Genomic DNA, 21,557 nt, shown 5'->3' with positions numbered 1-21,557 from the left:
CACACCAAAGTCATCCCACTGCCGCTTAAATCCTTTAAAAAATGTCTGCTTTATAGGTTTCAATCTGAAGCAGACTTTTTCTCGTTGCTAGAAATTGAACTAATCTGTTATTAAGCTTCATTTAGTTGCTTCATTATTTCCTCTGTAAACGAATTGGTTAATCGGAGAATCCCATCATTCTGTACAATCCGACCTTCCTTGATGCGTTGATCAAGCCAATCTGTAACAAAGGAAGGTGCGTATCCACCTTGCCCGAATTCCCCTCCAAAAGCGATTATGTTCTGATAGGCTGACACATATTGATCGCGACTAGTGTTCGGGTATGACTTCGTATACAACCAAAACTGTACATCATACATCACATAAGATAATTCATTTGCATGAAAAGTAAAATGCCCTTTTTCTTCAACAATCCGTGCACATATACTGCGGATTTTCTGTTCCATTTGTTCTACTTCGGTTACACGGGAACAGAGTTCCTCCAGCAGAGGAGAGAATTTCCCGTGCATTACTTTATCTACATCATGCTGCTTATCTTCCTCAGAAGTATCATATTCATCTTCACTCACTAGACCTCTAATAAAAGCTTCAAAGTTGTCTGCTAAGAAGGTAATCTCATAATCATCTTCTTGATCGACGTGAACGACTTCAGGTTCGCCATCTCTGCCACAAGCTCGGTAGTCTAGCATCACCACATCATGTCCTGCGGAAGGACAATCACAGATTACCACTCCAATGTCAGGATATCCCCATTCCTCTATCATAAACGGACTGCCAAACTCACCGCATAGTGAATAGTCTTTCTCGCGCCCAATGCCCATAATGCCTGTGATCGCAATATGATCCTCAGCCCATGAGGTCGAATCTTCTGTTGGAAGAATGGTGTTTCTCGGTATCCCGCCATTCTGCTGTTTCATCAGTTGGATATAAGAGGAGGGGAGCTTGTAACCAAGCTCTTTCTCAATAGATTCAATTCGTTCATCCGTAGGCGGATCAGACTGATAGGAGGTTCTCGCATACTCGCTGTCATCCCAAAAATCAGTTAGGTTCATATCTGAGAAAGGAAGCTTTCTCTCTATGTAATCGCCACGCTTGAGGGAAGCTTTCTTCCTCGCGAGCCGAAGTTGTTCTCTTTTCTGTTTTTCTGCTTTTTGAAAGCTCCGTCTTAAAAAGTACTCTGTACTTTGATCACCGGTTTCTAATTGATCTGATCTATGAAAAGCTTGAGCCGCTTCTTCATATCGTTTCAAATGATAAAGACTATAACCTACTCGATAATGCCACAGGGGATCCTGTTTGCCAGCTTCAGCAATGTTCTCAAGTTGGTGGAGCGCTTCTTTATAAAGCCCCAAATTGTTATAAGCTCTAGCCAGGAGAGAGACTGCTTCATAACTTTGTTCTACATCTGGAGTAGTTTTCAGCAAATCTACAATTTTCTGGTATTCCTCTTCTTCGTGCCAATTGTTTAGTTGTTCAATAAGCGTTTGTTTCATGTCTACCTCCAAGATGATTATTTAGAAAATAGCTTCATTTGTTCTTGAAAGCTTCAACCTTTAAAATAGTAAGAACTATAATAGAGGATACTATAATTTTCCATAATGAGGTACTAAAGTTGGGCAAGTATTCCGAGATAATTTAGAAAATAAGGCTATTTTAACAAGGAGAGAGAAGAGAGAGGAAAAAACCTGCTGTATAAACGAAATATTGTGCTATAATGACTGGCCACATTACCATAAGAAACAACAGAAACGATAAAAGAAGCCGTGACCCTACTTATAGGGCTACGGCTTCTTATTCGTTTCTTATTCATTAAGCTAGTCTGAATTTAAAATCCTGATAACCGAACTCGCGCACGATCCGGCAATCTCCATCTTTGTCCTGTACAGCGATCGCAGGTAATGGCATTCCGTTAAAGGTGTTCGTTTTTACCATAGAGTAGATCGCCATATCCTCGAAGACCAATCGGTCACCGCACTTCAGCGGCTGATCGAAGGAATAGTCCCCAATGACATCGCCCGTAAGGCAGGTAGGACCGCCAAGCCGATAGGTGTATGACTTCTCCCCAGCTTCGCCGGAACCGATAAGCGGCGGACGGTATGGCATTTCCAGAACATCCGGCATATGACAAGTTGCTGACGTGTCCACGATGGCAATCTCAATCCCGTTCTTATGGATATCCAGCACCGAGGTAACCATATAGCCTGCATTCAGTGCAATTGCTTCTCCAGGTTCAAGGTAGACTTCCAAACCGTATTTATTCTGCATCCGCGAAATACAGGCTTCCAGTCTTGGAATATCATAATCATCTCTTGTGATATGATGACCGCCGCCGAAATTGATCCATTCCATTTGCGGCAACCAAGGCCCGAACTTTTCTTCGACTGCATTCAGCGTGGTCTCCAAGTCGTCCGAGTTCTGTTGGCAAAGGGTGTGGAAGTGCAGTCCCGTAACGCCTACAAGCAGTTCGGGGAGGAAATCCTCCCGTTTGACTCCGAATCTAGACCCCGGTGAGCAAGGATCATAGATTTCATGTCCTAACTGTGTTGAACATTCCGGGTTGATCCGGATCCCAATCTTTTTGCCGGCCGCAATGGCTTTTTCCTTATACTTTTCCAGCTGGGAGAAGGAATTAAAGATGATATGGTCGCAAATAGACACAATCTCATCGATTTCATCTTCACGATAAGCTGGGGCAAAGACATGAGTTTCTTTGCCCATCTCTTCATGACCCAGCCGCGCTTCGAATAATCCGCTCGCCGTTGTCCCGCTGAGGTATTTTCCGATGAGGGGATACATAGCGGTCATAGAAAAAGCTTTTTGCGCCAGCACAATCTTGGCTCCTGTACGCTGCATAACGCCGTTCAAAATCTTCAGGTTTTTTTCAATGAGTGCTTCATCGACTACGAAACAGGGTGTCGGTAATTCCTCGAACCTCATATTAGCGAACGCGCTCCGACTCTTTAGCTTCCTCAGGCAATGCATCAACTAGCACCGGATTGAAGTCTTCTACCCATGGAAGGCCCCATTTGTTCAGTTCTTCCATGAATGGATCTGGATCGAACTCCTCAACATTGAATACACCTGGTTTATTCCATTTGCCAGTCATGACCATTGCCGCACCGATCATAGCAGGTACGCCCGTTGTATAGGAGACAGCTTGGGAGCCCACTTCTTTAAAGCACTCTTGATGGTCGCACACATTGTAAACATAGTAAGTCTTGTCTTGGCCGTCTTTTTTCCCTTTGAAGATACAGCCAATGTTTGTTTTACCTACCGTGCGGGGACCGAGAGAAGCAGGGTCTGGAAGCACAGCCTTCAGGAATTGAAGCGGAATGATTTGTTTTCCTTCGAATTCGATTGGTTCAATGGAAGTCATTCCTACGTTTTCAAGTGCTTTCAAGTGCATGAGATAGCTTTGACCGAAAGTCATGAAGAAACGAATGCGTTTCAGTCCAGGGATATTTTGCGCAAGGGATTCAAGCTCTTCATGATAGAGAAGATACATATCTTTTTGGCCAACTTCAGCAAAGTTATATTCGCGTTTGATTTCCATTGGTTTCGTTTCGATCCATTGTCCATTCTCCCAGTAACGTCCATTAGCGGACACTTCGCGGATGTTAATTTCCGGATTGAAGTTGGTTGCGAAAGGATAACCATGATCTCCGCCGTTGCAATCCAAGATATCGATATATTCGATTTCGTCAAAATAGTGTTTCAGTGCATAGGCGGAAAACACGCCTGTTACGCCGGGGTCAAATCCGCTTCCCAAAAGTGCTGTAATTCCTGCTTTTTCAAAACGTTCGCGATAATCCCATTGCCATTTGTATTCGAATTTTGCCGTATCTTCCGGCTCATAGTTTGCTGTATCCATATAATGCGTTTTAGTAGCCAAACAAGCATCCATGATCGTTAAATCTTGGTAAGGTAAAGCCAGGTTCATGACGATATCTGGTTTTACTTCGTTAATTAGAGCGATTAACTCATCTACGTTGTTGGCATCCACCTGTGCAGTGGTAATTTTCGTGTTGCAACCATCCAATTTTGCTTTCAGCTCATCACATTTGGACTTCGTACGGCTTGCAATACAAATTTCTTCGAATACCTCGCTGTTTTGAACGCATTTATGAATTGCTACTGAAGCTACGCCGCCGGCGCCAATGATTAGTGCTTTTCCCATTTTTCAATCCCCTATTCTAAATTAGATTTTTATGTAAAAACGGCAACAAAAAAAGCAAGCGAAACACGCATCATGCGCATCACACTTGCTTCAATATATAGTCAAATAATAAGAAAAGTCCCAATAAACATGACTGGACAAACCTCTTGCGTGTTCATCAGCCAATCATAAAATAAATCGTCTCATGGAAAGGTTCTTAATATTCAACTATACAATGTTAGGATCAGAGTCTATATAGCAAATAATTACTTTTACCACTCTTATTGACCGTTTCACAAGTTGTGTGCAAAATGCACTGGTTGTAAAGTAACCAACTTATAAAATTCGAGCTTTTAACTCAATCAATAAGGCAACAAAGTTGCCAATCGGCATTTGACCCGGCTGTCCGTATGGCCTTGACTTCCAGTAAAGAAAGTGGTCAAAGATTATCTGCTTGGAAAGATCCTAAATAGGAGTTGAATATTTGCTTTCCAAAAATAATGCTTCTTCATAGTAGCAGGCTTGAAGTTATAGCGCAAGAAAAATTTTCAAAAAAGATGAAAAGGTTGAAATCACTTTAGAGTCAGATGAGGGTTAGATAAGGGTAAGATGTGGAAAACTGCTGCTTGAATAAAGTGGTTCTCGTAACCGAGAAAAAGTCTAGTTATTACTTTTAACAACGTTGAATTCATACTTTATTGTTGACGGCTCTCTTAATAAGGAGTAGGATCTTACCAATTTAGCTTATATGCTGGGAGGATACATATGTCTAATATTCAGGCACTTGTACTAGACTTGGATGGGACCTTGCTGAGTAATGATAAATCAATATCTCCAAGGAATTATCAGGCTGTCAAAAGATGTTTTGATTCAGGAATTCATATTATTATCGCTACGGCACGGCCGCCTAGAGCAGCTGATCAATTTTTGAAAGAATTTCCTTTTGTAGACTATATGGTTTATTACAATGGTGCTTTAGTTACATGTAAATCGAAGCAGAATGAGCAGCATATTAGTATCCCTATAGAGATAAGCCAACAGATAAGCCAGTTCATCGAGTTACGCGCACCTAAGTCCATTATCTCATATGAAGTGAACGATTCGTGGTATACAAGTAGTCCAGTACCTGACTCCGAGTGCGCTCCATTGGGTATCCGTATAAATGACCCCAAACCCCAAGTTATGGATAAAGAATATATAAGTTCGCTTTCACCTACCAAAATACTGGTTCTAGGTTGCAATGCATGGAAGGATATAGGCGAACAATTCGGTGACCATGTGAACGTAATCGCAACCGATGAAGGGGTACTAGTTCAAATTATGCATAAGTCAGCTTCCAAGGAACAAGGGGTACAATGGGTGTTAAATGATATCGGTGTAAACTCAGAAAATGTAATGGTGTTTGGGGATGACTTTAACGATTTAGGCCTATTTCATATGTCCGGATTTCCCATCGCTATGGAAAATGCAATCGTCGAACTTAAACATTGTGCAGCCTATGTAACCGAATCAAATAATAACGATGGTGTTGCTGTTGCAATCGAAAGGTTTATGGTGTAATGATGTGCAGATGGTGATTGAACTAACGGGGATCCTTTATTTTAGTCAGGACTTAAGCAAAAGCATGTTAGCAGCCGATAAAAACGGCTGTTTTTTATATACCCAGGTAGAATAATTGTTTTTATTTGTATTTTAAAAGTAATTGATTATAAAAATATTTTACCTGGAAATCATCTGGAATTTTGAGGTAGAATTTATAGCAGAATAGCTGAAAGGAGCGATCAAACAATGTTAAACAAGGTGGTTATTATTTAGGTCCACAGAGGATTTATCTCGTAATTGGATTTCCTCTGTGGCAATTTCATCGTTGCAAAAATGTTAGCTGGAGGAGATCGTATAAATCATAATAAGGTTATTAAAATCAGTGAAGAATATTTACTTCCATTAGCCTCAGAGTTGTTCGAATTAGAAGGTTACAATATGCAGCTTATTCCGGCACATGAAGGTGGGCGGAATGTTGTATACTCCTGTGAAAAAGAGGGGAACGACTCCAAAATACTCAGGATTGCATTCTTACCTGACAGGAGCCGGGAAGATTTTCTGGGAGAACTTGAGTATATCAGGTATTTATTCGAGCACGGAGGAAGTGTCTCGAATGTTGTCAGCTCCAAGAAGGGGAATTTGCTGGAAGAAATCATTCATAATCATCATAGCTATTTTATATCCCTGTTTCATAAGGCGAAAGGGAAGATGCTAGTCGAAAATAATTATCAGTACCGGGATGGAGCTCCAATTACTGAATATTACTATAATTCCGGTAAAGTCCTGGGCAAATTGCACCAAATATCAAAAAGATATACTCCTATCCATCGCCGTTATAGCTTTTTTGATAAATACAATGCCTTGTATATCGATAAACGGATACCTGAATCCTTCTCTTTGCTTAAGGAGAAACTAGTCGAGCTCCTTAATACCTTACAAGGATTAGAGAGAAACCAAGAGACTTTCGGTATGAACCATTTTGACTATAATGATGGGAATTATTCAATTGATTTTGATACCGGACAAATAACCGTATATGATTTTGATAATACATGTTACTGCTGGTATATGTTTGATCTGGCAGGACTCTGGATCAGCGGGGTAGGCTGGATACAATTTGAACCAGACGCTGGTAAACGCAAAAAGTTTATGGATGATTATTTTGAAACAGTCCTCGCAGGGTACAGATCTGAGACAAACATCGAAGATTCGATGTTGGATAAGTTGCCTTTATTTATTCAGGTAAACATCTTGGAAAGTATTGTTGATGCATTTGAAGTAATGCATCACACCAGTGAGGAACCGACATGTGACGAGGAACTATCCTATCTCATAAAATGTTTAGAAGATGATATCCCGTATAAAGGCTTCTTTCATCAAATTTATTCTTACGAAGAACCCTTTGAGTTTGAGGAACGATTAACAGCTTTGAGCGAGAGCGAGATACCCAAAAATATGGATTAATAAATAGGAGGCAGCCGGTAAACGTCGGTTGCCTTCTTATTAAACGACGGATTGCTAACCATTTCCTAGAGTTAAGCTAACAGGCAGTTTGCTTGATTAAATACGAGACTTCATAAGGGAATGTTAAGAGAGAAAATAGATATAGATATCGAATACAAATGGAGGTGTTCCTCAATGAACATGGATGACAAATTATTTAACTATTATCTGGAACTTAAAAGTCCTGAAGCTGGTGAATGGAATTCCTCACCTGAATGTATACATACTGAATTGATCACTAGAGATTACGTAAGAAGAGAGTTCCCAGTCACGGATGGAATTAAGGTATGTAATGTTGGAATTGGAACAGGGGATTGGGATGATTACTTGGGATATTGGCTAAAAGGAAAAGGTAACTTAACAAGCATTGATATTAACAAAGATATATGCGAAATATTCGCTTACAGACAGCAACGAGAAGGTCATCCTAATCCATCTAAAGTGTTATGTAAAAGTATTTTCGATAAGGAAATAACGAATGAAAAGTATGATATTGTAACCTTAATCGGCTCTGCAATCAAAGAAACTGGAGATTTTGAAAGATGCTTAGATTCCTGTTTTGATTTACTGAATACAGGTGGATTTCTTATGTTTATGGCTAATTTAAAATACTCATTGTTGGAAAGGTTAGAAGAATATCTAACAACAACCAATTTTCAGTTAGAACAAAAGAATTTGTACGAAGTTTATTCTGAATACGCTTTCTTCATTTGTAAAATCAAAAAGTGATTCAACTCATGGATACAGAAAATCAACTTATGGTTTAGTTGTAAACTATACCTCCATACCATTAGATAGCAGTGTAATTATAATTAAAGTATAAATTCATGGAGGTGTTATAAATCATAGAAGCGAATGCTAGTCATTTTGGTGGAAGAATCAGTCAGCTTCGTCACAGCAAAAGTATGACACAAGAACAATTAGGTCTATTACTAAATGTTTCTGCACAAGCAGTGTCTAAATGGGAAAAAGGCGACTCCTTACCCGATATTTCCCTTATAACGGAGTTGGCAACGGTCTTTGATTGCACAACCGACTTTTTGCTTGGAAGAACTAGCAATTTACACGCCATGCTGCCTCAAATTCAAACGGAACTTCGGACGATGACTCAAGAACAAAAAATCAATTTTTTAGGCGAGGTGATTGCTGCCACATCATTCAATGTACAGACACCCGCATCAAATCCATCGTTGACTCAAATCCAGCTAGGTCCATCTGGATTAGGGCTATGGGCGAAAGATAGATTAGTTTGTATCGCTACCTCGCTTTTTTTAAACAAAGCTACTGAAGCAATGAATGAATCAGTTGAGTTTCCAATGAATATCCTACCTCCGGATATGATCACTGTGCTATATGAGTTATTGCTTAACAATGAAAACTTACAGCCTGACTTCACTCCAGTAGAGGATTCAATACTTCGCTCACGTCTACCCGAGGACATAAATTTTGACAAAGTTATCATAGATTGCATTGAACTTGGCTTTGTGGATAGGGTTCGAGGTGGGTACAGGCTTAATGTTAAAGGTGATATTGCCACTCGGTTGTTCTCCATCGTTCATAGGGTGGTAAGTAAACCTAGTTCGTTTTCCTTTGATTTTTCGTAAAATCTCGCCTTGATCCGAAACAAATGAGCAGCCGATCAAAAGACCGGTTGCTTTTTCTTTTATGTTCATAGGCAGGACTTTCTCAATAAGATGCAGAAATCCATAGGTTGCCATTTCATTTCATAATACACGAGGTGCGATTTGAACTTAGTACATACGATTATAGATAGATTTAACCTGAATGTTATAAGTATAGATCATGTCCCTGAGTCTTATAGTTCACAAGTATACAAGCTGAGTCTTACTAATGGAGAAACGGTATATGCGAAGGTTCCATATAACAGAGATAAACTATATCGCGAATATCGAATGCTAGAAATGTTGAGAGAGGTAATACCGGTTCCAAGAGTGTTAGATATCTGGAGTGGGGACGACATAATCTCAGGTGCTTTACTTTTATCGGAGATAAAGGGTATACCGTGTACAGGAACCATAAACGATGAATTAGCTTTCCAAATGGGAGTATTACATGCAATGCTGCATGAAACTAAGATGCCTGGATATGGTGCTCAAGGAACCGACGGTTTTCAACTATCCAATCAGAACAATTGGAGACTCTATATTAAAAATAACTTTGAAAAGCATAAAGAACCTGCTAAGGATGTGCTTGAAAGAGAGCTTTATGAAAAGTGTATAGATCACTTTGAAAGTGCCTTTTCCGTTTTACCACAACCTGATGGTCCCTGTGTTGTACATATGGATTTTAGACCAGGCAATATATTAATAAATGATAATGAAGTTGTTGGAATTATTGATTTTGAAAGTGCTCGGGGCGGATCCTCAGAAATAGATTTTACTAAAATCAATCGATATGTCTGGGAAGTGAATCCTCAAAGTAAAACTTCTTACACAGAAGGGTATACAACAATTCGTCCTATGATCGATTTGGAAACGATACTGCCTTTTTATACTTTTTACGATGCTTTTAGTGCGGTTGTCTGGTGTAAAAATAGAGGGATTGATAAAAATAAAGCGTTCCTCATGGAAAGTATCTCTGTATTGCAGAAATCCGTAGGTTATTGAGCTAGCAGATAAAGAAGCTTTTTCCTAGTGTATAACCAGACAATTGAATCGAGAGATTGAAAGTATGGAATTGAATCATGCCGTTGGAAAACGAAGTAGTAGGGGAGAAACCATGGAGGATAACGAATACTATGTATATCACTTAGTTACCAAGAAAAAAATGACTTTGGGACAGTTCATCTGCTTTGATGACAACCAAAAAAATGCTCTGTATCACTTCTTTTTTGAAAAGGAGCGTTTGAATTCCAAAGGCGAGGACTTTATTCAGATTCTAAATGGTCATTATACAGCTAACGGTTTAAAGATGGATAAAGAAAATGCGGAAGTAGCCATAAGTTATGTTGGACAGACAATCAGAGCGATTAGGGAAGTTATCGTTGAAATGGTAAGACTACAAGAATATCCTGAATACCCATCAAGATTATCTTGTTTGTACGCTGCTAAAAGCTATGAAGACGCATGGAAATGGAAAGATCTATTCGATTCCTATAACCGAAATGTATTGCAACTTGTTAAACTTCGTGTTATAGGAAGTATATTTGAGGGTGATGGAAATCTTTTACCGAAAGAGGATGCAGTACCCTTCTCCGTAAAAATTGAACAGGCTAGAACCTATTGGAAGGGAAATGCCGAAAAGGAACTCCCTGAGCTTTTAGTTAATGGAAAAATTGAAGTGATTGAAATTATTGAGGATTTCTGCGCGAATTTATAAATTTTGCAGGTAGCAGGTAGCAGGTAGTTGCATGATGCTGTAACAGGCAGCAGGGGTTGTACTAATAGATGGAGTTATCTTCGGCATACTGACTTTTTCGTGCAGTAAATGCTAGGTATTCATTTCTTATCTACGATAAATTGATATGGAAGGGAGGGGAAGCGGGTGGATTGGTTAGAGAGGATGAACGGCGCCATGGAATATATCGAAACAAATCTAGCGGACAACATCTCCTATGATGAATTAGCACAGAAAGCCTGTTGCTCTACATACCATTTTCAAAGAATGTTTCCATTTATTACAGGAGTCTCGTTATCTGGGTATATTCGACGTCGACGGTTGACACTCGCAGCATTTGAACTTCAGACCACGAGTGCAAAGGTTATTGATGTAGCTATGAAATATGGATATGATTCGCCAGAAGCATTTGCACGGGCGTTTAAAAATCTTCATGGGATCATGCCGATATCTGCGCGCGATAAAGGTGTTTCTCTAAAAGCCTATCCTCGAATGTCCTTCTCTATTTCAATAAAAGGAGATGTCGAAATGAATTACCGAATTGAACAAAGAGGGTCTTTTGAGATGTTTGGAGTTTATGGTCTCATTAATTCTGACAGGAAAATAGCTTTTTCTGAAGTTCCTGAGTTCCGTAAACAATGTGATGAGGATGGCAGTGTTGATCTGATGAACGAATTGTTGGGACGCTTTACAGACACGATGTTGCATGCTGCCTTATATGATGATAACGGAGAATCTTTTAAGTACATGGTATGTTACAACCTACCAAAGGGGCTTGAAATCCCCGATAAATTCACAAAACTTACGGTTCCTGCTTCAACCTGGGCTATTTTCTCAGATCCGCAATGTGACTTACAAAAACTATGGGATCGTATATATTTCGAGTGGTTTCCAACATCGGAGTATGAACAGATTGAAGCACCTAGTTTTGAAATGTACTATGGACCGGCAGGACACCATACAGGGGAGATTTGGATACCAGTAAAGAAAAAATAGTTTTTATTTCATACGGCAGGTCTGAATAACCAAGTCAAAGAGAAAGCGTCCACAACGTTGTGGACGTTTTTTTCTCTTTTTATTAGGGAAATATTGCTTGAAGGATAATGATAATGGGCAGATGAGTTGAACAAAATAAGTGGAGGTTTTATGTCACATTTAACGCATACTGCGCAATAAAAAACGGGTGAAGAGCTGGGGATTTAGTTAATGTCAACCAACATTATTCCTGATCTTAACTAACTCGTTAATAAAATGATCAAGTTGTTTCTTAGTTGATTTAATAGAAGCGGTACGATTATTGTTTTTGGTTTTATAATCCTGTTGTAAAGCTTCTAGCGCTAATCCGGCAGCTAGCGCAGCGATTCCATCACCTAATGTAGCAATGGAACTCCCTATAAAAGCAAGCTTGGCAATTTCTATATCTCGTAGGTCCTTATCAATGGGCAATTTCTACGCCTCCTTATTTCTATATGTACTAATATATGTTCTTAATCGTGAATTGTTAAGTACACGTTTCAGTGAGCGGTTTGTGAAAAAGTGGATTAATCCAATTACTTCTTCTACTTTAATTGTAGGATTCATATTTCTAAGTTCAAGCATGTAGCTCGAACAAAAGACTAGCGCGGAGTCAGATTTGAAGATCTGAACTGCGAAAGATGAGTAAGTGATCTTTTTAGAAAAATGGTGATTGATTCAAACAATCGTGGGCACTTTACATCCTATATCTTTAATATAGGAAGGACTAGAATAGTATGTGCGGAATTGCAGGAATATTAAAGTATAACGGACAGCAACCACAAGAAGAAACCTTAAAACAAATGACTGGGGCAATGAACCATCGAGGTCCTGATCATGAGGTGTTTGGCTCGATTCTCGATGGGTCTCGGTTTCCGCAGGTTGTCGGTTATAGATTTACGAGACGGCAACCAACCAATGGCGAATGAAAATGGTACCCTTTGGATTGTTTTTAATGGTGAGATCTACAACTATAAAACCCTGCGAGATCAACTTAAGCTAAAGGGACATCATTTTCATACGCAGTCAGATACAGAGGTCATTGTGCATTTATTTGAGGAGTACGGTAAGGACTGTGTTCATCATTTACGTGGAATGTTTAGTTTTGCGATTTGGGATCTTAAGGAGCAAACTCTTTTTGCTGCAAGAGATCATTTCGGGATCAAGCCTTTTTATTATTTCAAAGACGAGAATAATTTTTTGTTTGCATCGGAAATCAAAAGCATACTTGCGGTTCAAGGGGTTCCTAGAAAGCTTCAGTATCAAAGTTTATTCAGTTACTTAACTTTTCAGTATGTCCCGCAACCCGATACGATGTTTGAAGATATTCATAAATTAGGACCTGCAGAAAGATTAATGGTTAGCTCAAATGGTGACATGAAGATCGAGAAATATTGGGAACCTAATTTTCAACCAGTAGAAAGATCATTAGCAGACTATGCAGAAGAAATTCAGTGGAAATTGAAAGAGTCTGTAAATCTTCATTTACAAAGCGATGTGAGTAGAGGATGTTTTTTGTCCAGTGGAATTGACTCCACGCTCATAGTAGTTTTTTACATCCCGCGGATATTGTTAGACCTTTTTACGATAAGACAGTTCACCTAGATCCTACGACGAGAATGCAGTATATTGATATGAATTTTTGGTTACCTGGAGACATTTTATCAAAAGCAGATAAGTTGTCCATGGCACATTCATTAGAATTAAGAGTACCTTTTTTAGATAAAGAGGTCTTCGAAACGGCGAAAAAAATACCTGTATCCAATCGGATTGGCAAAAAAACAACAAAGCTTGCTCTGCGTAAAGCTATGGAAGGAATCGTTCCCGAAGCTATAGTGAATCGCCCGAAATTAGGATTTCCCGTACCCCTTCGTGATTGGCTGAGGACTCCAGCTTCAGATATATTGTTTGAAGAAATACGATATAGCGGCATTGAAGAGATATTCAATACCAATATAATCGAAAAGATGTTTATCCAGCATCGGAGTAATAAAGGCGACTACTCACGTCGAATATGGTTAATATATTTTTTTTCAGTGTGGTACAATCTTTTCATAAAACAAGATCTGAGGCATTTAAAGAGTGCCATGTTGTAAATAACCAAGGCATAGTCACTGGACAGAAGAAAGCATATTTTGTGGGTTCGCAGTGACTATGCAGTCAATAAGGATAGCTGAAGAGTTGTTCATGATGAATTTAAAGAAGTTAAGGAATGCATCTAGATATGATTATTATGGTTATAGTGATGAGCAGATGATTTTGAGGCTTTAATGAATCGCTAAATCCCTTGTTTGAAATTATAATTGTGAATTAGGAGAAAGACTGCCAGATAAGTGGCAACCTAAACGTGAGAAGATTGCTATGAATTCGACCAGACCTGCGATTCTAATGAGCGTTACCTCTCACCATAATTTAATTATACCAAAGAAGGGAATAATTACCAGTCTGTTATAAGTTTGAATAAGTATGTATAATCCATATATCCCTTCGAAAAGGTTGGTGGAAAAATGGATATTTATGAAAAATTCAATCAACTAGTTAACGCTAACGATAGTATCGAAATAATTGACCTCCTTCATGATTTCAAGAAATCGAAGAAGCTATCATTAGATGAAGAAGGCTGGGTATATTGGAATCTATCCGATAACTATGCTTTACTAAGGAACACGAATGATTTGTACCAGAATCACTTAGAGTTTGTTAACTGGGGGAAGACAGCATTATATCCTGAAAAACTCCACTGGTTAGTATCAGACGGTACCCAAGCATTAACTTTGTCCCTAGCAGACCATTTCAATGAATGGACTGAATGGTATCTATACGCCTGTACACATTCGAATAGATCGCGTGAAAACCGGGCTGTGCGTTTTGAAAGTCATCGGACCGCTGCGGCATCCTCATTAAAATTAAATAATATACAATTACTCGATATTGCTCTTGAAAATATGCTGAGGTTAATTCAAGAGGACGACACTTGGCAGAATCTTCTTTTCTCAAAAATTACATATTTTTCGTTACTCTTGGAACGGAATTATTTACATAAAGATGAAGAGGGGATAAATTCAATTATTTCTTGTATATATCAATTACTTCCAACACTTTTGGATGAAATTTGCTCGATAGAAAATGTTGAATCAGTACCACCATTGTTGGGAAGTTGGAGTCAACTAAACTATCCCCGGACTTCAAAGCAATCATTACTCATCGCTCTAAATAATTTGGGATGCTCATTTACTAGAATAGAAAAACATGAAGATTCTCTAAGGATGTTTGGACTTTTGTTAGATAACGGACATAAACTGAATTCTTACGGTCTTGCAAAATACTTATCTTCACTATGGATAACAGAAGGAGATAAAGATACTGTTATGAACCGATTCTTGGAGATAAACGAAACAGGTCAAAGCTTTTCTGATTTAACAAATTTTGAACCTGGATTAAAGGAATTCGTCCTTTAAGATATTTACGGACGTTTCAAAAAATGTACTGAAAATGCTTCTCTGACGGAGAATACGTTAGTAAAAAACAGCAGTTTAAAAAGGACATGGTTAAACACTTGAACAACACACTCTGATATAATTGCTGGTAGCAGCTATCTGTTTTCTATGGAGGTGAGACTATTGAAAACAATCGGGGTGGGGTTCTTACATGCATGTCTCTATGCAAAGCCAGTTAAGGATATGGCAAAGCTTTGCATAGAGTTTAGGAACAAACATTTTGCCAACGACGAATCGTAATATTCTGTTAACTGGCTTTGCACCTTATTGATTTATTAAATAAGGAGTGAGGCCCATGAAATATTCAAAAGCCGAGTCTGTTTTTCCAGAAGAATTGCTACGTATCATTCAACAATACATTCAAGGCGAATTGGTTTATATCCCGAAACCCAAAGAGGCACATCTAAAATGGGGCGAAAAAACACAAAGCAAGAGTAAGGTCTCTGCTCGAAACGCGGAGATTAAATCCTTATTCCACAATGGAGTCAGCATAGACGAATTGGCGGAGCGATATTTCTTGTCCTGCGAAAGTATAAAGAAAATTGTTTATAAAAAGAACTAATGAAATCCGCTAAACTGGTTGTATCAACAGTTTAGCGGATTTTGTTCATTTGTTCAAAGATGGATTAAATCAACTTATACATAGTAACCGCACCTCTAAATCGATAGACTCAAGTTAAGGTTGTAGTGATGAAAGACGGCCGGATTATACGAAGGTGGTGCTACGAATGGACGAAATTATAAAGAAGAAGCTGCTGGGTAAAAATAAACTTCTCATTAACATGGTGATTGAACGGGTAAAAAGAGATTTTCTAGACGATATCGCAATTATTGGGCTTACCGGTTCATTTAACACCGGGGACTTTCACGAGAAGAGTGATCTTGATTTGATTATCATTAATAATACAGAAAAGGGATGGGCAATATCTGATTGCTTTATATTAGACGACGTTGGATATGACATCTATTGCACGCCATGGGATTCAAGAATACAAGAGCAATCCACCTTGGAGAGTCATAACGTATCAAGTTTAACCGATCTCAAAATACTCTACTATGCAAAGCCTGAGGATTTAGAGAAATTGAACGCCTTCAGGCAAAGAGCACTTGATGCACTTGCGAATCCCATAGGAGAAGCATGTCTTTATCGAGCGAATAAATGGATCAATCTGGCTAAACAAGCATACAGCGATACGATGCTAGGTGAAGATATCGGTTCAGTGCGACATGCATCTGCCGACGTTCTGTACAATCTAGTCCATGCTTTGGTAAGTATGAATAATACGTGCATCAAACGAGGAATCAAGCGATATTTGGACGAGATACCTCGTTGCGCTATGTTCCTGATGACCTCGAATCCTTATACATGTCAATCATCGAGGCTCGTACCATTGAAGATATCCAAATAGCATCTTTTAATATGTTGAGTAGCGTTAAGAGGTTACATAACACGATGTGTGATAACTTCATTGTTAAACCTGCTCCGACCTTTGATAATCTGAAGGGAACATATGAAGAATTATGGTGCAACTACCGCAATAAAATTTTAAACAGTGTTATAACGAATGATGCTTCCTACGTCTTTCTTTCGATCTATGGAGCACAAGGGTATCTTGATGAAATGACTCTGGAGAAAGGAACCAAGAAATTTGATATTATGCGGTACTTTGATGCAAATAATTTACCAGTTATAAAAGAGAAGTTCCTTGAAGTGATGGATGAATATCTAGACGAGTATGAGAAGGTCGGCAGAGAAGTCGAACGCTTTACAACCTTCGAGCAGCTATATACCTATTATATGAATCACTGATCTTACATCCTAGTTCGTAATAAGCCCGGAGAGGGTAGTGTAAATCAACGATCTGATAAAATAGAATTTTAAAAGGGTCCAAAATTTTTAGTTTCGTTACGATCTATTTTCTTGAAGGTTTACAATTTTAGGACACATGGATTAAGCTTAGATATCATTTGATTTGTCTTGGCTAAGGAAACTTGTAAAAAACGAATTAATAAGACGTGAACGTGATAGAGGTAAGAGTATGTGGTTATTAAGATCCCTCAGAGTTTTTGCACAAAGAGTTAGAATAAGTTAAAACGGGGAAGCATCAGAAGCATCATGTTAACCGGCAGGATAGTTCAATTATAATAGTTTTCTCAACCCTGTTTATATATTGAAACTGTTAAAGTGTATTTATATTGAACGAATAGGGGAATAAAAGATGAGCAAAGGGAAAATTGTGTTTTTGAACGGAGTAACTAGTTCAGGGAAAACATCTATAGTAGATGCTATTCAGTTAAAATCGGATGAATTTTTTTATGTTGTTGCAAACGATCTTTTTGAAAATACAATTGGCGATAACTATCTTAGAGAAGATTATTGGAAATATTTAAGTGATGCAATTATTATGATGTATCATACCGCCAAACTATTTTCTGACCATGGTAAAAATGTGCTTGTCGATGGCATTTTGGTAGAAAGACCTGAGTTAAAACCACATTATGAAAAAGTTAAAAACATATTTGAGGGGTACCCCTTTTATATTGTTGAAGTGTTCTGTCCGTTGAAAATTTGTCGCCAAAGAAATATTGAACGTGGCGATAGAACCGAAGATCAGTCAGACTGGCAAAACAAAATTATGGCAAAAGATATACAGTATGACTATACTGTCAACACACACATAAATTCTTCAGAAGAATGTGCTGATCTGATTTTAAAGTATTTGAGTGTTAGGTCTAAAGGTTAATTACGTTACGTTCAAGGAAAAGCGTTAGATGAAATACAGCAGGGAGCTATTTACCAGTTGGCAACTGCTCCCTTGTAGCTGATTTTACAGGAAGGCCACTTGATGATCAGGAAATCCAGAAGATAGCGGATTCAATGCTATAATCTAAATTTATTGTTACGCTAACGAAAAAACGTTAGTTGTAGCACAGGAGGGAGTAGCTTGCTGCTTCCTTTTAAGTTATGCAAACGGGCAGTTTAGTTAAATAAAATGGTATATTGAGAACATAAATAAAGTACTAGAGTGAGGAAAATCGTGAATAAAAGGCTAAGAAAAAAAATGGGGTTACCTTGGAAACAGAAACATAATGTTAAGCTAACTACTGTGAGATTAAGTCGCAAGAAGCATCATAACACAACATGGTATGCTTTAAGGTATAGTCTATTACCGATGGGTGAGCGCGATTACAAGCTCTTGAACAACGAATACTGGGATGAGGGAATGCAGGTCAGTGAGTATTCATATGCAACACACTGGTTTATTGCAGTGTATTGTTTTAATAAAAACGGATTTCGAATTCTTTCTTTCCCTTGCGCAAGTGATGGAAGCAGCCCAACCATTTCACCTGTACGTATATTTGATTATGATCGTCCTGGGTGTAAAGTGACAGTCTTTAAGGACTTCGAAAAGGAGAAACAACAAATATTGAATGATAACTATTGGGATTAAAAAATGGAGTCCGTTAATCTAAAGGAAAAACGATACTTGAACACCGCAGGGAGTAGCTTGCCAGTTGGCAGTTGCTCTTTTTAGTTATGCAAACGGGCAGGATAGCGTAACTAACCTGCTTATTGCTTGTTTATAAAGATATAGAACATCCGAATGTAAGGAGGTGTATGATAAAAAATTATGGCTGTACTTCGCATCGCATTAACCACTTGCAGTAATTCAAGATATCTACCTGTTCCCCCAATCTGTTCAGAATATTCAGATGTTTAGGACATTAATGTAAGGTCGTATTGTATTTGATTCTTTAGCATGTTTATTGAAAGGAATGTTAAATGTAATGAAAAACAAAGTCTTAGTGATTATTAGTACAATTGCATTGTCTATTTCACTCTTTACTGGAGTTTTTATTGTTTCGGAAAATAATGTAGATACAAATTCAAAAGAGAGAAAGGAAATTACTAAAATTAGTCCTTCTATACCTAATGAAACACAAATACTATCTTGGGATTTAATTGGTGATGAAGTGCACCCTGTGAAAGATTATTTTGTGACAGTTGGATATCCGCACATTAAACTTGATGCAATAAATACAGGAGCACACTCTTTTAGAGTCGAAGTAAAGCACAACAGTAAAAATACAGTTATCTTTAATGAAAGCATTGCAGAAGGTGCTACAGTAGAATTCATAAATAACGATCATATGCCACTTGTTCCTTCAGGTGCTTATACAGTGACTATTTACGGTGGAACTGGAAAGCCAAAAGGACAAGTTCATCTTACACAGTCAAATGCACCGTATTAAAAAGGGCTTCCTAATGCCGATTGACAAGGAAGATCATGTTCGACTTTTAAATCGTCGCAAAAATTAATAAACGGGTTGTTTTTTCTTTGATTTTTTTTGAAGATTGGATTAGGTTGGGGGGATCGAAAGTGAAGTACATAATCTTGACGGGAGCTTCACGTGGGATAGGCGAAGGCCTTTGTAGAAAACTTTTATCAAAAAGTCACCATCTGCTATGTATTTCAAGAAAAAAGAATGAATCACTGATTGCTTTTGCTCACTCCCAAAAGCATAAGATGGATTATTTCGAATTCGATTTGAACAACGTAAACGAAATTGATGAATTCATGAAAAAAATAATCGAGAAGATAGATTCATCAAATGTTGAATCAATATACCTAATCAATAATGCTGGTATTGTTTTTAATCAGCTTATCGAGGAGACAGATCCAACTTCAATAATTCAAATGATGAACATCAATTTGGTTTCACCGATGATTTTGACATCTTGTTTCATAAAATACTCGGAGCAATTTAATGTTGAGAAAAAAATATTAAATGTTTCGTCTGGGTCATCCTATAATTTGTCATCAGGCGGAAGTTGTTACTCTACATCAAAAGCTGGCCTAGAGACATTTACGAAAAGTATTGGTATAGAAAAATTGAACGTTAAAATAATGGCGATTAGGTTAGGTATGGTTGATACTGACATGCATGAAGCCACTGAAAATAAGAAGATGTTAAAAACACCTGAGTATGCAGCCGATAAAATACTAGCTTTTCTTATGAATAAATTTGAACACGGAAAAACGGTAACAGCATGGTAAGAAATTGACTTGTGATTTTATAGGCGTACGCATGTGATCATGTTTCCAAACTTGTCGTTAAGCTTACCGGCAGAGTAGTTTGATTTAATGGTTTAATCCTTTCTTCAGAAGGGATTCATCTTGGTGATGAAGAAATAATTATATAAGTAAATATCATCAGAGAGAGGGATATTGATATGAAGTGTGTTAGTGATTCTATGCTTTGTGAAAAATTACCGATGCAGGGTTTCGAGACTTGCTCCATGCAAAGTCTATATGACATTAACGCGGTTGTTTGCATGGAGCTTATTATTCTTACCGTATAGCAAGGAATGAACGGCAAGAAACCGTTTCTCATGTAGGCTTTGCAACTTACCATCGATATTAGATGAAGGGGCGAAGCTAATGAAATATGTTTCAGCAAGTGAGGTTTTACCAGAAAATTTACTTCGTGAAATACAAAAATATATACAAGGCAAGACTTTATATATCCCCGCACCCAAAGGATGTAGAAAAAAGTGGGGACATGATTCAGGGCAACGTGAATTTCTTTTGAACCGGAATGCAGAAATTCGGAAGCTTTTCAGGCAGGGTATGAATGTAGATCAACTCGCGAGTTCCTACTGTCTATCCCATGACAGCATTAAGAAGATTGTTTATAAAACGCAGGCATAACAAAAGGCTCATGTCGGATAAAACCAACATGAGCCTTTTTGTTATGTAAAAAATGTATAGATAAATACTCTGCCTATAAAGAATGCGATATTCACCTTATACTGATGCTAGGAAAGAATTAAGGTATCCGTGATATCGTTGATTGAGAGTATCGGAATCGGAGGAGTTGCAAAATGGATTTCATTAATCATGAAGTAAGTAAGTTAAATGTTACCGTTAGACTATGCGGTATGGAGGAGAAGTTCATTATCAATAATATTTATCCTCTTTATCTGCATGATTTGTCTGAAATATGGGAACGCAAGACCAATCGTTATGGGGTGTTTGAGAATGACGATACCCGAACTTTGACTGAACAGAATCGCGTCGTGTTTGATATTTGGTGGGAACACCCAAACGTATTATTCCCTTATCTTATCACAGTGGATGATATACCTGCGGGGCTTATTTTTGTGGCTACTTCTCCTTTCATACCATGTCCTCACTATATCGATTATTACATGAATGAGTTCTTTCTATTACGTAATTATCGAGGAAAGGGTGTTGGAGAAGAAGCGGAGCGACAGATTATTGGAATGATGCCAGGGCAATGGGAAGTGCAAACAAATCCCACAGAACGAAACGAACGTGCGAAACGTTTTTGGCGTAGAACACTTAACACATGTACCAACGGGAAATACTCCGAAGAACTTGGTCATCATCCTGATGCTGGAGAAATGCTAGTCTTTCGCTTCAGCACGAGTTCTGAAAAAGTGAGTAATTAGAGAGGTATGC

General features: G+C 38.2%; 23 protein-coding genes. 19 read left to right on the top strand and 4 right to left on the bottom strand.

The genetic code is table 11. From position 1 onward, the window contains the following. Nucleotides 1-110 precede the first annotated feature (110 nt). The 3 genes from QPK24_RS12445 to QPK24_RS12435 all read right to left on the bottom strand — a co-directional run bounded on the left by QPK24_RS12445 (nt 111) and on the right by QPK24_RS12435 (nt 4,177). Nucleotides 111-1,493 (bottom strand): SMI1/KNR4 family protein, encoded by a 1,383-nt coding sequence (locus tag QPK24_RS12445; protein ID WP_285741473.1) that lies wholly within the window; start codon nt 1,491-1,493, stop codon nt 111-113. 316 nt (nt 1,494-1,809) lie between these two features. Next, entirely contained in the window at nt 1,810-2,937 is a 1,128-nt protein-coding gene (gene nspC / locus QPK24_RS12440) for a carboxynorspermidine decarboxylase (RefSeq protein WP_285741471.1), read from the bottom strand. A gap of 1 nt (nt 2,938) precedes the next feature. Beyond that, nucleotides 2,939-4,177, bottom strand: coding sequence for a saccharopine dehydrogenase family protein (locus QPK24_RS12435; RefSeq protein WP_285741469.1), 1,239 nt, complete (start codon nt 4,175-4,177; stop codon nt 2,939-2,941). A 744-nt stretch (nt 4,178-4,921) separates the two neighbouring features. On the opposite strand from QPK24_RS12435, the gene QPK24_RS12430 reads away from it, so the two are divergent. The 7 genes from QPK24_RS12430 to QPK24_RS12400 all read left to right on the top strand — a co-directional run bounded on the left by QPK24_RS12430 (nt 4,922) and on the right by QPK24_RS12400 (nt 11,554). After that, nucleotides 4,922-5,716, top strand: a complete 795-nt coding sequence (locus QPK24_RS12430) for a Cof-type HAD-IIB family hydrolase (protein WP_285741466.1) — start codon at nt 4,922-4,924, stop codon at nt 5,714-5,716. Nucleotides 5,717-6,031: 315 nt separating this feature from the next. Further along, nucleotides 6,032-7,162, top strand: coding sequence for a phosphotransferase enzyme family protein (locus QPK24_RS12425; RefSeq protein ID WP_320416923.1), 1,131 nt, complete (start codon nt 6,032-6,034; stop codon nt 7,160-7,162). Between the two features lie 174 nt (nt 7,163-7,336). Beyond that, entirely contained in the window at nt 7,337-7,930 is a 594-nt protein-coding gene (locus QPK24_RS12420) for a class I SAM-dependent methyltransferase (protein ID WP_285741462.1), read from the top strand. Nucleotides 7,931-8,043: 113 nt separating this feature from the next. Continuing rightward, the gene (locus QPK24_RS12415) at nt 8,044-8,805 is read left to right on the top strand and encodes a helix-turn-helix domain-containing protein (protein ID WP_407083020.1); all 762 of its coding nucleotides are present in this window, start codon (nt 8,044-8,046) and stop codon (nt 8,803-8,805) included. 141 nt (nt 8,806-8,946) lie between these two features. After that, entirely contained in the window at nt 8,947-9,828 is an 882-nt protein-coding gene (locus QPK24_RS12410) for a phosphotransferase family protein (protein WP_285741458.1), read from the top strand. A 112-nt stretch (nt 9,829-9,940) separates the two neighbouring features. Then, on the top strand, nt 9,941-10,540 hold the full coding sequence (locus QPK24_RS12405; RefSeq protein WP_285749291.1) for a DUF2441 domain-containing protein: 600 nt from the start codon (nt 9,941-9,943) through the stop codon (nt 10,538-10,540). A gap of 165 nt (nt 10,541-10,705) precedes the next feature. Beyond that, entirely contained in the window at nt 10,706-11,554 is an 849-nt protein-coding gene (locus QPK24_RS12400; protein ID WP_285741456.1) for an AraC family transcriptional regulator, read from the top strand. A gap of 213 nt (nt 11,555-11,767) precedes the next feature. Here the strand turns inward: QPK24_RS12400 and QPK24_RS12395 are convergent, their stop codons facing one another. Beyond that, nucleotides 11,768-12,004 (bottom strand): translation initiation factor 2, encoded by a 237-nt coding sequence (locus QPK24_RS12395; protein ID WP_285741455.1) that lies wholly within the window; start codon nt 12,002-12,004, stop codon nt 11,768-11,770. A gap of 405 nt (nt 12,005-12,409) precedes the next feature. Here QPK24_RS12395 and asnB point away from each other — a divergent pair, with 405 nt between their 5' ends. The 12 genes from asnB (at nt 12,410) to QPK24_RS12335 (ending at nt 21,547) form a co-directional block, all read left to right on the top strand. Continuing rightward, on the top strand, nt 12,410-13,177 hold the full coding sequence (gene asnB / locus QPK24_RS12390; RefSeq protein ID WP_285741452.1) for an asparagine synthase (glutamine-hydrolyzing): 768 nt from the start codon (nt 12,410-12,412) through the stop codon (nt 13,175-13,177). A 29-nt stretch (nt 13,178-13,206) separates the two neighbouring features. Continuing rightward, nucleotides 13,207-13,668 carry an asparagine synthase C-terminal domain-containing protein gene (locus QPK24_RS12385; RefSeq protein ID WP_285741450.1) on the top strand — a complete coding sequence of 154 codons (462 nt, stop codon included), beginning with the start codon at nt 13,207-13,209 and terminating at the stop codon, nt 13,666-13,668. Nucleotides 13,669-14,079: 411 nt separating this feature from the next. After that, the gene (locus QPK24_RS12380; RefSeq protein WP_285741448.1) at nt 14,080-15,030 is read left to right on the top strand and encodes a hypothetical protein; all 951 of its coding nucleotides are present in this window, start codon (nt 14,080-14,082) and stop codon (nt 15,028-15,030) included. A 334-nt stretch (nt 15,031-15,364) separates the two neighbouring features. Then, the gene (locus QPK24_RS12375; RefSeq protein ID WP_285741445.1) at nt 15,365-15,631 is read left to right on the top strand and encodes a CD3324 family protein; all 267 of its coding nucleotides are present in this window, start codon (nt 15,365-15,367) and stop codon (nt 15,629-15,631) included. A 166-nt stretch (nt 15,632-15,797) separates the two neighbouring features. Continuing rightward, entirely contained in the window at nt 15,798-16,478 is a 681-nt protein-coding gene (locus QPK24_RS12370) for a nucleotidyltransferase domain-containing protein (RefSeq protein WP_285741443.1), read from the top strand. Between the two features lie 44 nt (nt 16,479-16,522). Further along, complete coding sequence (locus QPK24_RS12365; protein WP_285741441.1) at nt 16,523-16,879, top strand: hypothetical protein; 357 nt, start codon at nt 16,523-16,525, stop codon at nt 16,877-16,879. Nucleotides 16,880-17,288: 409 nt separating this feature from the next. Then, nucleotides 17,289-17,813: a phosphotransferase-like protein gene (locus QPK24_RS12360; RefSeq protein ID WP_285741439.1), complete on the top strand. Its 525-nt coding sequence runs from the start codon at nt 17,289-17,291 to the stop codon at nt 17,811-17,813. A gap of 294 nt (nt 17,814-18,107) precedes the next feature. Further along, complete coding sequence (locus QPK24_RS12355) at nt 18,108-18,521, top strand: hypothetical protein (RefSeq protein WP_285741437.1); 414 nt, start codon at nt 18,108-18,110, stop codon at nt 18,519-18,521. 337 nt (nt 18,522-18,858) lie between these two features. Next, nucleotides 18,859-19,323 carry a hypothetical protein gene (locus QPK24_RS12350; protein ID WP_285741435.1) on the top strand — a complete coding sequence of 155 codons (465 nt, stop codon included), beginning with the start codon at nt 18,859-18,861 and terminating at the stop codon, nt 19,321-19,323. A gap of 128 nt (nt 19,324-19,451) precedes the next feature. Beyond that, a complete protein-coding gene (locus QPK24_RS12345; RefSeq protein WP_285741433.1) occupies nt 19,452-20,129 on the top strand; it encodes an SDR family NAD(P)-dependent oxidoreductase in 678 nt (225 codons plus the stop codon). A 384-nt stretch (nt 20,130-20,513) separates the two neighbouring features. Continuing rightward, on the top strand, nt 20,514-20,783 hold the full coding sequence (locus tag QPK24_RS12340; RefSeq protein WP_285741431.1) for a CD3324 family protein: 270 nt from the start codon (nt 20,514-20,516) through the stop codon (nt 20,781-20,783). 173 nt (nt 20,784-20,956) lie between these two features. Next, nucleotides 20,957-21,547: a GNAT family N-acetyltransferase gene (locus tag QPK24_RS12335; RefSeq protein WP_285741429.1), complete on the top strand. Its 591-nt coding sequence runs from the start codon at nt 20,957-20,959 to the stop codon at nt 21,545-21,547. Nucleotides 21,548-21,557 lie beyond the last annotated feature (10 nt).

This window comes from Paenibacillus polygoni, from assembly GCF_030263935.1.
Classification (GTDB): domain Bacteria; phylum Bacillota; class Bacilli; order Paenibacillales; family Paenibacillaceae; genus Paenibacillus; species Paenibacillus polygoni.
This window is presented reverse-complemented; position numbering and strand designations above follow the sequence as displayed.